Here is a 16,303-nt window from a genome sequence, read left to right as displayed (position 1 = left end):
CTTAGACCAAAAACCAAAACTTCATTTCCCAATTATTCTTCAAGTCGAATAAATGATTCCCATTTTAAAGAAAAAGCTAATGCAATATTCTGCATTCGTAATCATGACCAGCAAAAGGTATATGTGCTACCCCTGCTTCAAAACTATTACATTACCTATTAATAAAATTAATTGAGTAACTTAATTAGAGTAAATATGAAAACTAACAATAAATCTTCATATACCACAAAACCAATATTTAATACCATTTATACTTTATTTTTAATTAATACAATATCTATCTTTAAACCATGAATTGGCAACATGCTCTTAAAGATTATACCATGTATCTTAAGCTAGAACGTGGGTTATCAAAAAATTCTATACAAAGCTATACTAGAGATATTGAGAAACTAATGTCCTTCTTAAATTCACATGCGATATCTGACAACCCCATACAAATAGAAAAAGATACCGTTCAGCAATTTATATATGAAATTGCCAAAGTAGTAAACCCTAGGTCGCAGGCACGAATAATATCAGGACTTAAAAGTTTTTTCAACTATCTAATTTTTGAAGATTATCGAAAAGACAATCCATTAGATTTAATAGAATCTCCCAAAATTGGACGCAAATTACCGGATACACTTTCTGAAAATGAAATAGATAAATTAATTCAAGCTATAGATTTAGCTACTAATGAAGGGGAACGTAATCGTGCGATGCTTGAAACTTTGTATGGTTGTGGTTTACGGGTTTCTGAACTTATTGACTTAAAAATATCGGATCTATTTTTTGAGGAAGATTTTATTAAAGTTACCGGTAAAGGTGATAAACAACGTTTTGTTCCCATTAGTACTGTGAACAAAAAGTATATTAATATCTATAGAAATGAAATTAGGGTTCATTTAAATATTCAAGAAGGATTTCAAGATATACTTTTTCTTAACCGACGAGGAAAACAACTTACACGAGCAATGATCTTCACCATTGTAAAAAACTTAGCGGTTACTATTGGGTTACATAAAAATATAAGTCCGCATACATTCAGACATTCCTTTGCTACTCATTTACTTGAAAATGGAGCCGATTTACGTGCCATTCAGCAAATGCTTGGTCACGAAAGTATTACCACTACAGAAATTTATATGCATGTGGATCGCTCACATTTAGCCGAGGTTATGAATACCTATCACCCCCGAAAAAGCGATTAAAGCTTCCACTTACTGCCTTTATCATAAACTGATGGCATTTTTACCAAAGCTTCTCCAAAAGCGCCAATGTTGGAATTGTTGAGCCGAACATTACTTTTCACTTCAATCATAAAATCATCACTAATATCATAAACTGCACCTGCCACAAAACCAAGTCGATATGGAACTTCTACTTTACCTGCATATTCGGTAACCACTTCCACTTCTAAACAAGAGAGTAAGTATACTTTTTCATTTAAATACGCCTTACCTATAAAACTTGACCTAAACCTTTCAGTTAACAAATATGTATCATAAAACCCTTGAAGTTCAATTTGTGTAGATTTAGATATTCCATATTGCACAATAAACGACTTATGCACATTACCAATTGCTGAAATGGGATGATAAGCATGTCCAGAAATTGATAAGCCTGTTACTGATGTATGGCTATTTGCTTATGGTAGTTCTTCGATAGTCTGCCCAATAGCTATAATTACAAACAAAAAACAGATAGCTAAATACCAATACTTTCATATTACAGGTTTTTCAATGGAAGTTGATTTCCTGTAAAAGGTATTTTAATAATAACACCAAAAGAAATACTTAGCAAAACTTTAACCGACAGACTTTTAGACATTAAAACCTAATATTCTGAATAAATATAAAAGATATCAATTGACTTAATCTTTAAATTGACTGTAGTCTCTTTTAAAAGGTCTTATAATCAAACGAGCTTCACGATCAAACCGAATATAGTTATACACCCAATTGATGAATACGACCATTTTATTCCTAAATCCAATTAGAAAGAACAAGTGAACGAACATCCATACAAACCATGCAAAAACACCTTGAAATCTATACCCTTTTATATCACAAACGGCTTTATTTCGACCAATTGTCGCCATACTACCTTTGTCAATATACTCAAAAGGTTTCATCGATTTACGTGCCAGCAACCGCTCTAAGTTCTCTGCTAATAATCTACCTTGCTGAATTGCAGGTTGTGCCACCATAGGATGACCACTAGGATTATCTTCAGTTACCATACAAGCAATATCACCTATGGCAAAAATATCTGGATGACCTTTAACTTGATTAAATTCATTAACATTGATTCTGTTGCCGCCTGCTAATAAATCTTCTGCATCCAATCCTTTAATTCCCACGGCTCTTACACCTGCAGCCCATACCACAGTTGCAGTTTCGAAAACCAAATCGGTCTTGGTCGTAACTGTTTTACCATTGTAACCAGTAACCCGAACCCCTTTCCAAACTTGAACTCCCAATTCCTCTAAAAATTCTTCAGCCTTTTTTGAAGCCTGAACACTAAAACCAGGTAAAAGACAATCGCCCCCTTGCACTATATTAATTTGCGCCCTTCTGGTATCTAAATCTGGATAATCTTTAGGGAGAATACCCTTCTTTATTTCTGCCAATGCCCCAGATAGCTCTACCCCTGTTGGCCCACCACCTACGATAACAAAATTCATTAATGCATCTCGCTCATGATAGTCATCTGTTAAAAGTGCTTGCTCAAAATTTTCAAGAATTAAACTTCTAAGATTAAGCGACTGGGGTATAGATTTCATCGACATGGCATTCTTTTCAATCTCTTCATTCCCAAAAAAATTGGTTTCAGAGCCAGTAGCTACAACCAAATAATCATATGAAAGTTCGCCTATATTGGTATTAATTTTCTTTTTAAGCGGATCAACATTATCTACCTCAGCTAAACGAAAATAAAAATTATCATATCCAATTAAAACCTTTCTTAAAGGGTAGGCAATGGAATCTGGTTCGAGACCACCTGTTGAAACTTGGTATAATAAGGGTTGAAAAGTATGGTAATTATTCTTATCTAAAAGAACTACCTGTACTTCTTTTTTACTTAGTTTTTTGGCTAAAGTAACTCCGCCAAAACCACCACCTATAATTACAATTCTAGGATAGCTTGAAAGTGGTATGTTCATAATTTATTACTTAAGCGTAAAATTAAACAAATGCCTTTCTTCTTTAAAATAATATTCTGTTTTTAGTATATTTAAGGTCTAACTACAAACAACTCCAAAAATGCATAAAACCTTATTTTTATTGGCAATACTAAGTACTTCCTTTTTTTCAATGCAAGCTCAAAAGAGTGAAAAAGAAATTCTTAAAAATCTAGAGGAAAAAAGTGAAGATTATGGAAATATAGCCCAGAATATTTGGGAATTCGCGGAAATGGGCTACCAAGAAGAGCAGAGTTCTGGACTATTACAAAAAACATTACAAGATGCAGGCTTTACTATTAAAAAAGGAGTTGCAGGAATACCGACCGCATTTATAGCTGAATACGGCAGTGGAACACCTGTCATTGCCATTCTGGGTGAATTTGATGCGCTACCAGGCCTATCTCAAAAAGCTATAGCTGATAAAGAATCAGCAGGTAAAGCGGCTGGTCATGCTTGCGGACATCACCTGTTCGGCACTGCCTCAACAGCTGCAGCCATTTCAACTAAAGAATGGTTGGTGGCAAACAAAATGCAAGGAACAATTCGATTTTATGGAACACCTGCCGAGGAAGGTGGTTCAGGTAAAGTATATATGGTTCGCGAAGGTCTTTTCAATGATGTGGATATTGCACTTCACTGGCACCCTGGAGACGAAAACGAAGCAAATGCTGGTGCAGCATTGGCGAATAAATCCGCGAAATTCAGATTTCATGGTATCTCGGCCCACGCGGCGGGTTCTCCTGAAAAAGGTCGTTCTGCCCTAGATGGCGTTGAAGCTATGGATATAATGGTAAATATGATGCGTGAGCATATTCCTCAAGAAGCACGAATACATTATGTGATCACAGATGGCGGTAAAGCCCCAAATGTGGTTCCTGATTTTGCTGAAGTATACTATTATGCTCGCCATAATAAACGCGATGTTGTAATTGATATTTTCGACCGGATGGTAAAAGCTGCTGAAGGTGCTGCTTTAGGTACTGGCACGACAATGGATTATGAAATGATTGGTGGCACGCATGAACTATTACCAAACCTTACTTTACAGAAATTGATGCACCAGAATCTTTCTGAAGTAGGCGGTATTGTATACACTGCTGAAGAAAATGTCTTTGCTGATAAAATTGCTATGTCATTAGGAATGGATCATGCAGATTTAGATACTGCAAAAAATGTTCAACCTTATAAAACGGAAGCTAGAGCTTATGGCTCTACCGATGTTGGCGACGTTAGTTTTACTGTACCTACAGTTGGATTTGGAACTGCAACATGGGTACCTGGCACCCCTGCACATAGCTGGCAAGCAGTTGCTGCCGGTGGAACATCGATTGGTAGAAAAGGTATGATGGTGGCAGCAAAAACGTTGACCAAAACTGCAATTGACCTCTTCAAGGACAAAAAATTGATTGAAATGGCAAAAGCTGAATTTCTAGAGCAAAGAGGTGCTGATTTTAAATATATACCTCTCTTAGGTAATAGAGCACCTGCATTGGATTATAGAAATTAGATTTCCCATAGTATAGTTAAGAAAAAGTGCCAAGGTTTCCTTGAGCACTTTTTTATTTATTTTAAGATGTATTGTAACAAATAATCCTTTTATATGACTAACCAAATAAGATCAACCAACCAAAAGTGAACAAAGAACTTGAACACAAATTTGTGACCGAGCTACAGGACAACCAAAACATTGTTCATAAAGTGTGTACGCTGTATACAAATGACCGCGACTCTCACAACGATTTGTTTCAAGAAATTACCATACAATTATGGAAAGCATATCCCAAATTTAGAGGTGATGCAAAATTTAGCACTTGGATGTATCGTGTAGCTTTAAATACAGCAATTACCCTGTATCGAAAGCACAAAAGAAGAATTGATACCGCTGATTATGAATCCATAATTTTTAAGGTAAAAGCAGATGAGTATGATGAAACAGAAGAAATACAATTAAAATTGATGTATAAAGCAGTTAAACAATTAGGTGATATTGACAAAGCCTTGGTCTTTTTATATCTCGAGGATAAAAATTATACCGAAATCTCAGAAACATTAGGTATAACAGAAGTAAATGCACGCGTTAAAATGAACCGTATAAAAACAAAATTAAAAACCATTTTGAATCCATAAGGGTATGACGGATGAACTGGAATTATTAAAGAAAGACTGGCAAAAAAAGGAGTTTGATATTCCTAAATTAAGCTATGAGGATATACATAAAATGATATGGGAAAAATCTTCCTCTATCGTAAAATGGATACTTATCATAAGTATCTTAGAATTTACACTACCTCATTTGTTATACCTTTTACCATCAATGCAGGAGGGCATGGAGGTGTACAAAAAGATTGGAGTTTCCAAATATCTCTTTGTTCTTTCTATATTAACGTATACCGTTGCATTTTACTTTATTTTTCAGTTTTATCAAAGATTTAAAGAAATTTCAGTACTTGATAATTCTAAGAATTTAATGAGGAAAATTATTAAAACACGAAGAACAGTTAAGCACTATGTTATTTTCTCATTATCGATGATTATGGTTACTGTAATCATAATGGTTATAGGTGTTTATTTGAATGACAATATCACCCAAGCTTTTCCTGAATTAAAAGATGGTCTCAAAAACGTATCCCAAGAAAAATTAAAAATAACAGTAATGCTATCAATAGGTATTTTTGGAATAATACTAACCTTGTTTATGGGAGGTATTTATTTTCTATTATATGGTCTATTGCTAAGAAAATTAAAGAAGAATTATAGTGAGTTAAGACAATTGGAATTTTAAGATTGTTTCCATTTACGCTTCTTATTCTCCTCTTCGTACGCTAATAAGTCTTTCTTAGAAATCACCTTTAAAAAAGAAGGGTGCTGCTCAATAGCGTACTCTAGTTTTTCTATGATAGCCTCAAAAGATTCATTTTCATAATCAATTTCCAAAGGTTCTTTGATAACCATGGATTGTAAAATTCCCTTTTTCTTAATACGAAGTCCTTTCTTATCAAATGAACGACGAAAACCATCAATTACTACTGGTACAACTACAGGTTTATATTTTTTAATAATATGGGCAGTACCTTTTCGTAATGGTTTCCATGGTGTTGTTGTACCTTGAGGAAAAGTAATTACCCACCCATCGGTCAATGCTTTTCCAATACTCGAAATATCACTCATTTTCACTTGCCTTTTCACATCTTGCCCTTCTGCTCGCCAAGTTCTCTCGACGCTTACTGACCCTGCATAGGCCATAATCTTGGTCAAAAGACTTTTCTTCATCGTTTCGGCTGCAGCAACATAATACATGTTCAATTTAGGCTGCCATATATATCCCAAATTTTTTATTGAATCTTCACGACCACTTAAACTTGCATTGAATACGTGAAACATTGCTACCACATCAGCAAAATATGTTTGGTGATTACTAACAAATAGTACATTTCTATCTGGTAAATTTCGAATAACTTCTGACCCCTCTATCTCTAAAGTGTTAAAACGTTTATAACGTTGATGCGATAGCAATGCTAGAATACGAATAAGCCATTTTTTGATAAATAAATTATGCCCAAAAGGGTTTGTCTTAAATATTCCCATAGAATGCTAAAATAAATAAATATGCCTTACAACACCTGCTTTAATAACTCTTTAATCTCGTTTAACATCATAGCGGTGGCTCCCCAAACGATATAACCGTTTAATTCAAAGGCAGGTACTTCAATATCGACTGCATGTGAAGTAGTTATTTTTTTTGATACGATTTTATTTTCGTCTAAAAAATCTAATAAAGGCACCTCTAAAATCAATTCAACTTCATGATCCTGCTTAACAAATGGTTTTGGATTTTTATACAAACCGATAAATGGTTGTACAATAAAGTTACTTGGAGGTATAAATATTTCTGACATCTCTTTAATCACCATTACATCAGTTGGCTTTACCCCTACTTCTTCATGCGTTTCTCGCAACGCGGTAGATAAAAGTCCGTCGTCATATTTTTCAGCTTTACCACCAGGAAATCCTACTTGATTAGAGTGAACTCCTTTATAGGTCTTACGAAGAATTAGCAATAAATTGGTATTTTGGCTAATTGTTGGATAAAACAATGCCATAACAGCCGCCTTTCTCGGGTTTCGAATTTTTAGATTTATTTCTTTAAATTCTTCGAATCGGCCTTCAGGTGCCATTTTATACTGTGAAGCCTCCCCCGGAAGCGGTAGATGTTTTATTTTTGATATCCGTTGTTCAAAAAAATTAAAGTCCATGAATTCACCAAAATTCTATTTATATTTTTTTAGTATCGTAATTATTACCTTAGGATGCAAAGATACTTCTAAGAAATCTGAAAGTGTAACATTTGTACCAACGGCAACTATAGATTCGACCCAACTTGAAACAGTTTCCCTATCAGAACAAGAAAATGAAGAAAAATTCCAGCTTACTGAGGACAATGCCATAGACTTCTTTTTCAACTATGAAAAAACCTTGAACTCCAATAAAGTAAAAATCACTACAAATTTAGGAAGCTTTACCGTAGAATTATATGACAATGTACCATATCACCGTGCAAATTTCATTTACCTAACCCGAAAAGGATATTTTAATTATACCCAATTCCATAGGGTCGTTAAGGATTTCATTATTCAAGGAGGAAATTCAGATGATCGAAAAACCGGAAAGAAAAGAGCTGATATCGGCAGATACCTACTACCACCCGATACCAGAAAAGGACATAAACACGACCGAGGAACTATTTCTATGCCAAGTAGTGAAATGGATAACCCGCATATGCTAGCATCACCCTTTGAGTTTTTTATAGTGGTTACAGATCCAGGTTCTTATCACCTAGACGATGAGTACACACCATTCGGCAGGGTCATTGAAGGAATGGACATTGTTGACAAAATAAATAATCAGCCGGTTGGTGAAGGAGATTGGCCCATGCAGAATATTTATATTGAAAAAGCAGAAGTCGTTGAGTAGTAGATGTTGGTAAAACAGTCTTTTATAAGATGAGCGGTTATCTCAATATTTATTGCTATTGCGATATATATTCGGTAATGAAATCTTAAACCGAACAACCAAGACCCTAGTAATAATTATGGTTAGGATTGCCATAGAATAGGATATGGTATTGTCCATAGGAAATTGAATTAAAAGAAAATAAACTAATCCGCCTAAAATACAAACTGTAGCATAAATTTCCTTTCTAAAAATTACTGGTATTTCATTACATAATATATCTCGTATTACTCCACCAAAACAAGCTGTAATGGTACCTAAGGCTATGCACATGACTGGTGATAACTCAGCAGCCAACCCTTTTTCAACACCCATCATGGTATAAAGACCAATACCAATGGTATCGAATAGAAATAGCGATTTTCTGACATGCTTTAATTGTTTTACAAATAATATTGCCAGTAAAACGGTAATGATTATTATAAGTAGGTGCATTGGTGTATTTAACCATCCCACAGGTCTAATACCTATTAACAAATCGCTCAAAGTACCGCCACCAACAGCAGTAACAAAAGCAATTATCAACACACCAAAGACGTCTAACTTTTTATCCATAGCTACTAGAACACCAGATATGGCAAATGCAATTGTTCCTAATATATCAATGATAAAATAAAACATCACTTATAACTTTTGGGTGAAGTAATTATAGTCTTTAAGAACAGTTTCTAAATACTCCATGTCGAATAATTCAGAATTTGTTTGCAAGATACTATCAACCTTTTCTCTTAACGCCTTTAATGTCTTAAAATTACTGCTTTTTTTGGCTATGTTAAAAGTTTCTTTGATCAAACGAATATCCTTATCGGTCAATATCGTAACGTTGGTAAATTGAGGTACATATGCATCTTCCACTTCTTCCAATATAGTATGCGACACGGTTGTTTTGTTCTTTGTACTAATGACCACAGTACCCGCAGCGGCATCACCTAAACGCTGTCTCTTTTCTGAAAATAGAATGGTTAAAATACCAATTGAGCCTACAAAAAGCCAAATATCAACCAAGCGCAGCATCCAACGAACTAAATAATTACTCCAATGTACTGGTGAGCCATCTAACTTTACCACCCTCATTTTAAGCAACATTTTACCAACCGTTCTGCCATTAAAAATAATATGCATTAATAAGCTATAGAACATTGCCGGTAAGAAAATTAAAGCCATTAATCCTCTTTGTGTCCAGCCGTCTTCATAAATATAGCCGATAGCATCGCCTATTACATTCACTAAAAGGGAACACAGAACTCATTTCTTATACCCAGTAAAAATCAAATAACACTTTAGAAATTTTTGAACAAACCATTGCAGAGAAATTCATCTATGAAAAACAATTGGTAGTACATGAACTACGAAAGTATGGTATACAGACCATGCTTACAAAACCAGGAGATTTGACTATCAATACTATAAATAAATATTTAGAAATAAAGGCAAAGGGACTTTTATGAGCTTATCTTAAAATATAGGCAGCCTGTAATTCTGAGGTAATATCTCCCGTTCCTTTTTCTACAAATATCGGCAAATCTAATTCTTGATTAAACTCTAATTCCGCTACCAAACAACCACATTTTTTGCCACTACCACTTCTTCCTCTTCTACCACCATCATTTCCCGTAAATACTTCTAAAACTAAAGCTGAAACCATACCACCTAGTGTAGTGAAAACTACATCTCTTGTTTCCCATTCAGCACCCTTTGGTTTATCATAAATAGCCTCTTTTGCCAATCCGGCAGCTAAGCTACTTCCCACAGCACCAGCCCAAGTCCATCCTCGTTGACCGTTCGAAATCTTATACGCAGCATATCCTCCAACTCCGCCAATAACAATACCAGCACCTAAATGTTTAACAGCATCAGTACTTTTTTGAGCATATATCGTTGAAATTGAAAATAATAAATATAAAAAAGCTACAGATTTCATTTTAAAAGGGAATTTTTGTGGAAAACGTTTATTGGCTAGATATATTATGTTAGGCACTCATTGTAATAATAAACATTCCAACTGCGATAAACCCTACTTTTAAAAACTATCATGACCAATTTTCACCCATACATTACTTGTAAAGCTAGGAACAAAAAAACGACTAATTTTATATATCAAAAAAATTAAAAATGAAAACAATTTTACATAAATCAGACACTAGAGGACATGCTGATCATGGATGGTTAAACTCATATCATAGCTTTAGTTTTGCGAACTATCATAACCCCGAACGTATGAATTTTGGGGTACTACGAGTATTAAATGACGACATGGTTGCTTCAGGTCGTGGATTTGGAACTCATCCTCACAGTAATATGGAAATAATTTCCATACCTCTAGAAGGTGATCTTCAACATATGGACGATATGGGGAATTCTACTATCATTAAATCTGGTGATGTGCAGGTAATGAGCGCTGGCACAGGAGTCTCGCACAGCGAGCATAATAAAAACAAAAATAAAATTGTTAAATTTCTGCAAATTTGGGTAATTCCAAATAAAAGAGATGTAACTCCTAGATATGATCAAATTTCTATAAAAAATATAGAAACCAAAAATAGCCTATATCAAATTCTCTCTCCAAATGAGAATGATAATGGAGTTTGGATTCACCAAGATGCATGGTTTCATTTAGGAGATTATGAATCCGATAAAACGGATTACTATTCTATAAAAAAAGAAGGAAATGGTGTTTATATCTTTGTTTTGGAAGGTGACATAGAAGTAAATAGCCAAATCTTAAATAAACGAGATGGTTATGGAATTTGGGAAACCGACTCCTTTACATTACATAGTAATAGTGATGCCAAAGTATTGGTAATAGAAGTACCCATGAGTAATTAGCTATTTTGTAGTCTTCATTAAAATCAGAGTTAATTATTGTGTAAAAAAGACGCCAACTTAAGGCGTCTTTTGTTTTTTTAAGTGGCTACTTTCTTATATTTAGATAAAATAGAGCTCTAGTATTTATACCCCTCCGCTATGGAAAAAAATAATAAATCATTAAAAGAAGGTGAATTGAATCTTAAAAAAACACAGATCGATTTAAAAAATAAAACAAGGAACTGGCTGTATTAAATTATGGAGGAGATGCCAATTAAAATCGGTAGATTTAATGACCTTAGAATGGTATTCCAAAATTTCAATCATAATGCCCTAAAAATTTTAATCATCGAATAAAGTGACGTCTATTACAATTAGTTCTGTTAAAGTATCTGGCTTTTTTTAAATTTAACGTCGAAGAGAATGGCATAGGCATTCCTATAAATAAACAAGACAATATTTTTAAGTCTTTCATTAATAACATAACTCGGCAAAATTTGAAGGCTATGGCATCGGACTACGGTATTAAAAAAAAATAATCACCACTAAGGTCAAATCCGGGTGGAGTCTGAAGATCATAATGGCAGTAAATTTAATTTTACCACAAGTATAAATCTAATAGAACATATAACTATTGAAAAACCTATTTAAAATTTAAAAACCTTCTTATGAAACAATTTTTCGTAACCATGTTATTCATACTGACCATAAATAGTACTATTGCTCAAGATAGTGTACTGAAATTGGGAGTTGCCGGTCTTACACATGGCCATGTTGGATGGATACTTAGTAGAGAATCACAATCTGACATTAAAATGGTGGGTATAGTTGAACCCAACAAGCAATTAGCGCAAAGATTTTCTAATGAATTTGGGTTTTCTATGGATATCGTTTTCGATACTATGGATGAGATGATAAAAATGGTAAAACCAGATGCTGTAGCTGCTTTTGGTAATATTAAGGAACATTTAAATGTAGTCGAAGCATGCGCTCCAAAAGGCATACATGTAATGGTAGAAAAACCCTTAGCCACTAATCTAGAGGACGCTAAAAAAATTGAAGCCTTGGCCAAAAAATATCAAATTCATGTGTTAACTAATTATGAAACATCATGGTATGAGACCAATGTAAAGGCAAATGATTTATTAGAGAAAGGAGCAATTGGTGAATTAAGAAAGGTTATCATTAGAGACGGTCATAAAGGCCCAAAAAAGATTGGTGTTTCCGATGAATTTTTAGAATGGTTATCAGACCCAGTATTAAATGGCGGCGGAGCAATTATGGATTTTGGCTGTTACGGAGCTAATCTGATGACTTGGCTAATGAAAGGTAAACGACCAAAAAGTATTACTGCAGTTACACAACAGTTACAACCAGAAAATAACCCTAAGGTAGATGACGATGCTACAATTGTTTTAACCTATGATAATGAAATGGCCATTTTAGAACCTTCTTGGAATTGGCCCATCGGTAGAAAAGATATGGAGGTCTATGGTACTAAGGGCGCTCTTTATTCTGACAATCCGACCCAATTACGGCTAAGACTTTCTAAAGGATACAGCGATTACACCGAAGAGACATTTCTTTTAGGGAAGCGACAAAAACCATTTGATGATCCATTCTCTGTTTTTGCAGCTGTTATAAATAATCAATTAATTTTAGAACCATACAATGTATATGCATTAGAGAATAACATAATTACTATGGAGATTCTACAAGCAGCCATTACAAGCTCTAAAACAGGTACAACCATTAAACTTAAATCGAATTAAACCTCAACATCTTTATCTAACACTATGAAACAAATTTTAACCACACTATTCTTAATTACATTTCTCACCGGTTTTTCTCAAAAATCAATAATAGGATTTTCACCTGAGAACACGAAAAAGCAATTTCAACTAGAAAAAAGTTTTGAAGAAAAATTAAATGCCACAAACCTAGATCAGTGGATGCAGAAAATGGCTGCAGAACCTCATTGGGTCGGTACAGAATTTGGCGAGAAAAATGCAAAATGGATTAAAAATCAGTTTGAATCTTGGGGCTACGATGCCAAAATTGAAACCTATCAAATTCTTTTTCCCTATCCTACAGCAAGGGTTTTAGAACTAACCGGGCCTACAACCTATTCTGCAAAATTAACTGCAGTTCCTGTAGAAGGTGACCCATTTACTGCTCAAGGGGATGCACTTTTACCTAGCTACAATGCATTTTCTACAGATGGTGACGTAGAAGCAGAATTGGTTTTTGTCAACTATGGTATCCCTAAAGACTATGAAGAATTAGAAAAATTAGGTATAAGTGTAAAAGGGAAAATTGTTATTGCTAAATATCAAGGTTCATGGAGGGGTATTAAGCCAAAGTTAGCTGCTGAAAAAGGCGCTATAGGTTGTATTATTTACTCTGACCCTGAAGATGACGGTTATGGTCAAGGTGATGTTTACCCTAAAGGTGCATATAAAAATGAAACAGGAGTGCAGAGAGGTTCTGTTATGGATATGCCTACTTACCCAGGTGATGTTTTGACTCCCGGTTATGCAGCTACTAAAGACGCTAAAAGATTGGATCGAAAAGACGCACCGACCATTACAAAAATTCCTGTTTTACCAATTTCATATGAAGATGCACTACCTCTTTTATCTGCTTTAGATGGTACGATAGCTCCAGAATCATGGCGAGGTGGTTTACCAATAACGTATCACATAGGTCCTGGACCAGCAAAAGTACACCTAAAACTTACTTTCGATTGGAAACTGGTGCCTGCACACAATGTAATTGCAACTTTAAAGGGGTCTGAATTTCCAGACCAATGGATTATGCGTGGCAATCACCATGATGCTTGGGTTCATGGTGCAAACGATCCTATTAGTGGTATGGTAGCACTTATGGAAGAAGCACGAGCAATCGGCGAACTTGCAAAAAAAGGACAGAAACCAAAACGAACTTTAGTTTTTTGTGCTTGGGATGCTGAAGAACCTGGTCTAATAGGATCTACTGAATGGGTTGAAGATCATAAAAAAGAATTGCAGGAGAAAGTGGTTGCTTATATCAATACCGATGGTAATGGTCGTGGATTTTTAGGTGCAGGAGGTTCACACTCATTACAAGCTATGGTGAGTGAGGTTGCCGAATCGGTGATCGACCCACAAACTAAAGCAACTGTAAAAGAACGACGAATGGCGGCGAATATGGTTAATGGCGGCGATGAATCTTTTGAATTATATGCACTAGGCTCTGGGTCAGATTACACCCCTTTTATACAACATGCTGGTATAGCAGCTTTAAATTTAGGATTTGGGGGTGAAAATGGTGGTGGTGAATACCATACCATTTATGATACTTACCCTCATTACAAAAGATTCAAAGATCCTGAGTTTGCATACGGTGTAGCTTTGGCAAATACTGCCGGACTGATAACCTTACGTTTGGCAAATGCGGATGTATTGCCACTAAATTTCACCCAATGGCATTCTACAGTTTCAAATTATCTGACTGAAATAATCAATGAAACGGAGACTATGCGTAAAGATGTTCTTAAACATAATAAAATGGTTGAGAATAATATATATCAATTAGCGGCTGACCCTACAAAACAGATTAAAAGCCCAACTAAAAAAGACAAGATACCATATATCGACTTTACTCCTTTACAAAATGAATTAGTAATACTTAATGAATCTATATCCGAATTCGATAAAATAAATACAACTGCACTTTCAAGCAAGATGAGAAATGAACTCAATAAGAAACTTATGAAAGCTGAACAAATGTTAACTTCTGAAAATGGACTTCCCAGAAGACCTTGGTTTAAACATCAAATATATGCTCCTGGTTTTTATACAGGATATGGTGTTAAAACACTACCTGGCGTTAGAGAAGCTATCGAACAAAAAGATTGGAAAGAGGCGCAGGAACAAATTGAAATATTAACTTCTACTTTTAAGAGTTTCAATACATATATTAAAGAAATGAACACAGGTATAAAATAATTATAATGGATTCAAAATATATAAAATTTTTAGCGGTAATAGCATTGAAGTCCATAAAGTGGAACTTACTTTAAAGAATAACGATATAGAGCCTATTCTAAAAAATGAAAGTGAATCTGCACGTTTGGCTGGTTTTGGGGCACCCTTATCTAATTTCATTCAGATTTTCGTTCATGAAGATGAAGAAGTAAAAGCCTTGGCCCTAATCAACCTATTAAATTGGGATGATTAAAAATAAAAAAGCCTCCATATTTGGAGGCTTTTTTCATTTAAAAGTATCTTATCCCTTAGACAAAGGGGTTATTTCTAATTTTCTGAATTCTACAGGGCCATGATCTCCTTGAATCATTATTGGGCCAGCTTCCACTTCGTTGTTATCTAAAGCGCCACCCGTCATCGCATCTATATTTTGGTTCGATATAACAGTCTTACCATTGGCAATAATAGTTACTTGTCTACCAATTAATGTTATATCAAAGGTTTGCCACTCCCCTGCTTTCATTGCAACATTTTCATTAGGGGTAAGTAAACCATAAATTCCACCAAAATAAATAGAAGAAGCTTCCAATCCTATATTATCTGCTATTTGCACTTCATAACGACCTCTTAAATACAAGCCACTATTACTACCTTCTGGATATCGAAATTCTGTATGTAATTTAAAATCCTTGAACTTTTCTTCCGAAATAAGGTTAACACCAGATTTAGAGCTAGTTAACACACCATCAATTACGGACCATTGGTTACCTTCTTTTATTTTCCATCCATTTAAATTCTTCCCATTAAAAAGCTGAATGGTCTTTCCTTCTTTTGCATTGTCATAAAAAGGTAGAATTGGAGATTTTGTAGCCTTCCAATTATAGGTTTTACCATCAACATAAATCATAGTACCTTCAAGGCCGTCACCAACAATTTTTCCTTCAAACTCCATATTTGAAGCTCCTGGCTCCCACTGTGGCGGAATTTCAAATGAAAACAAGTCTCCATGTTTTTCAATTTCTGCAACAGGTCGTGCGCTACCAAAGGCATAAGTAAACCTACCAATTAACGTGTTATTACCAGAGTGTCTAATTTCTAGCCAAGCTGGTAATTCTTCTCCTTCTTGATCAATAGTCAAATTCCATTTTCCTTCTAATGGATGCCCCTCTTGCGCTACCATAACATTTAAGTTAAGGGTAGCAAAAGTAAAAAGAGCAAAAGTTGTTTTTATTATATTCATAGTATTAGATGTTTGATATACATTCAAATATAATGGAAGTTTTAAATTTGTGTTTCCATTAGAAAAAATAAATACTATCAAAATCAAAAAAATGTCATATTTAAAATATCA

At 34.6% G+C, this 16,303-nt stretch carries 17 protein-coding genes and 1 pseudogene; 10 read left to right on the top strand and 8 right to left on the bottom strand.

The genetic code is table 11. The features are described from left to right. Positions 1 to 290: 290 nt before the first annotated feature. On the top strand, positions 291 to 1,193 hold the full coding sequence (xerD, locus tag AACZ49_RS15985) for a site-specific tyrosine recombinase XerD (RefSeq protein ID WP_339656965.1): 903 nt from the start codon (positions 291 to 293) through the stop codon (positions 1,191 to 1,193). Here xerD and AACZ49_RS15980 read toward each other — a convergent pair. Next, a complete protein-coding gene (locus tag AACZ49_RS15980; RefSeq protein ID WP_339656964.1) occupies positions 1,190 to 1,537 on the bottom strand; it encodes a hypothetical protein in 348 nt (115 codons plus the stop codon). The genes xerD and AACZ49_RS15980 overlap by 4 nt on opposite strands. 318 nt (positions 1,538 to 1,855) lie before the next feature. Then, positions 1,856 to 3,148, bottom strand: coding sequence for an NAD(P)/FAD-dependent oxidoreductase (locus tag AACZ49_RS15975; RefSeq protein ID WP_339656962.1), 1,293 nt, complete (start codon positions 3,146 to 3,148; stop codon positions 1,856 to 1,858). Between the two features lie 100 nt (positions 3,149 to 3,248). Between AACZ49_RS15975 and AACZ49_RS15970 the strand changes: the two genes are divergently transcribed. From AACZ49_RS15970 to AACZ49_RS15960, 3 genes are all read left to right on the top strand, one after another. Then, positions 3,249 to 4,676 carry an amidohydrolase gene (locus AACZ49_RS15970; RefSeq protein WP_339656960.1) on the top strand — a complete coding sequence of 476 codons (1,428 nt, stop codon included), beginning with the start codon at positions 3,249 to 3,251 and terminating at the stop codon, positions 4,674 to 4,676. Positions 4,677 to 4,801: 125 nt separating this feature from the next. Further along, positions 4,802 to 5,296, top strand: coding sequence for a sigma-70 family RNA polymerase sigma factor (locus AACZ49_RS15965; protein WP_339656958.1), 495 nt, complete (start codon positions 4,802 to 4,804; stop codon positions 5,294 to 5,296). A 4-nt stretch (positions 5,297 to 5,300) separates the two neighbouring features. Next, complete coding sequence (locus AACZ49_RS15960) at positions 5,301 to 5,951, top strand: hypothetical protein (RefSeq protein ID WP_339656956.1); 651 nt, start codon at positions 5,301 to 5,303, stop codon at positions 5,949 to 5,951. Here AACZ49_RS15960 and AACZ49_RS15955 read toward each other — a convergent pair. Beyond that, positions 5,948 to 6,754: a lysophospholipid acyltransferase family protein gene (locus AACZ49_RS15955; protein ID WP_339656954.1), complete on the bottom strand. Its 807-nt coding sequence runs from the start codon at positions 6,752 to 6,754 to the stop codon at positions 5,948 to 5,950. The two genes, AACZ49_RS15960 and AACZ49_RS15955, sit on opposite strands and share 4 nt — an antisense overlap. A 26-nt stretch (positions 6,755 to 6,780) precedes the next feature. Further along, on the bottom strand, positions 6,781 to 7,422 hold the full coding sequence (locus tag AACZ49_RS15950) for a CoA pyrophosphatase (RefSeq protein WP_339656952.1): 642 nt from the start codon (positions 7,420 to 7,422) through the stop codon (positions 6,781 to 6,783). Here AACZ49_RS15950 and AACZ49_RS15945 point away from each other — a divergent pair. Further along, positions 7,421 to 8,140 carry a peptidylprolyl isomerase gene (locus AACZ49_RS15945; RefSeq protein ID WP_339656950.1) on the top strand — a complete coding sequence of 240 codons (720 nt, stop codon included), beginning with the start codon at positions 7,421 to 7,423 and terminating at the stop codon, positions 8,138 to 8,140. The genes AACZ49_RS15950 and AACZ49_RS15945 overlap by 2 nt on opposite strands. Before the next feature lie 42 nt (positions 8,141 to 8,182). Here the strand turns inward: AACZ49_RS15945 and AACZ49_RS15940 are convergent, their stop codons facing one another. Together AACZ49_RS15940 and AACZ49_RS15935 are read right to left on the bottom strand one after the other, a co-directional pair. Continuing rightward, positions 8,183 to 8,800, bottom strand: a complete 618-nt coding sequence (locus tag AACZ49_RS15940) for a trimeric intracellular cation channel family protein (protein ID WP_339656948.1) — start codon at positions 8,798 to 8,800, stop codon at positions 8,183 to 8,185. Positions 8,801 to 8,803: 3 nt separating this feature from the next. Next, entirely contained in the window at positions 8,804 to 9,406 is a 603-nt protein-coding gene (locus tag AACZ49_RS15935; protein WP_339656946.1) for an RDD family protein, read from the bottom strand. Between the two features lie 38 nt (positions 9,407 to 9,444). On the opposite strand from AACZ49_RS15935, the pseudogene AACZ49_RS15930 reads away from it, so the two are divergent. Next, positions 9,445 to 9,627: pseudogene (locus tag AACZ49_RS15930) on the top strand (DUF58 domain-containing protein); the annotation flags it as partial. A gap of 2 nt (positions 9,628 to 9,629) precedes the next feature. On the opposite strand, the gene AACZ49_RS15925 reads toward AACZ49_RS15930, so the two are convergent. Next, positions 9,630 to 10,100, bottom strand: a complete 471-nt coding sequence (locus AACZ49_RS15925; RefSeq protein WP_339656944.1) for a hypothetical protein — start codon at positions 10,098 to 10,100, stop codon at positions 9,630 to 9,632. Positions 10,101 to 10,291: 191 nt separating this feature from the next. Here AACZ49_RS15925 and AACZ49_RS15920 point away from each other — a divergent pair, with 191 nt between their 5' ends. The 4 genes from AACZ49_RS15920 to AACZ49_RS15905 all read left to right on the top strand — a co-directional run bounded on the left by AACZ49_RS15920 (position 10,292) and on the right by AACZ49_RS15905 (position 15,205). Further along, positions 10,292 to 11,005 carry a pirin family protein gene (locus AACZ49_RS15920; protein ID WP_339656943.1) on the top strand — a complete coding sequence of 238 codons (714 nt, stop codon included), beginning with the start codon at positions 10,292 to 10,294 and terminating at the stop codon, positions 11,003 to 11,005. Positions 11,006 to 11,652: 647 nt separating this feature from the next. Further along, complete coding sequence (locus AACZ49_RS15915; protein ID WP_339656941.1) at positions 11,653 to 12,756, top strand: Gfo/Idh/MocA family oxidoreductase; 1,104 nt, start codon at positions 11,653 to 11,655, stop codon at positions 12,754 to 12,756. A gap of 24 nt (positions 12,757 to 12,780) precedes the next feature. Next, the gene (locus AACZ49_RS15910; RefSeq protein WP_339656940.1) at positions 12,781 to 14,973 is read left to right on the top strand and encodes a M28 family metallopeptidase; all 2,193 of its coding nucleotides are present in this window, start codon (positions 12,781 to 12,783) and stop codon (positions 14,971 to 14,973) included. Positions 14,974 to 14,989: 16 nt separating this feature from the next. After that, a complete protein-coding gene (locus AACZ49_RS15905) occupies positions 14,990 to 15,205 on the top strand; it encodes a DUF2007 domain-containing protein (RefSeq protein WP_339657001.1) in 216 nt (71 codons plus the stop codon). 48 nt (positions 15,206 to 15,253) lie between these two features. On the opposite strand, the gene AACZ49_RS15900 is transcribed toward AACZ49_RS15905, so the two are convergent. Next, positions 15,254 to 16,192 (bottom strand): DUF1080 domain-containing protein, encoded by a 939-nt coding sequence (locus AACZ49_RS15900; protein ID WP_339656939.1) that lies wholly within the window; start codon positions 16,190 to 16,192, stop codon positions 15,254 to 15,256. Between the last annotated feature and the right edge of the window lie 111 nt (positions 16,193 to 16,303).

Source organism: uncultured Maribacter sp. (assembly GCF_963975365.1).
In the GTDB taxonomy this organism is placed as follows: domain Bacteria; phylum Bacteroidota; class Bacteroidia; order Flavobacteriales; family Flavobacteriaceae; genus Maribacter.
The sequence above is the reverse complement of the archived record's forward strand: the minus strand, read 5'-3'. Positions and strand labels throughout refer to the sequence as shown.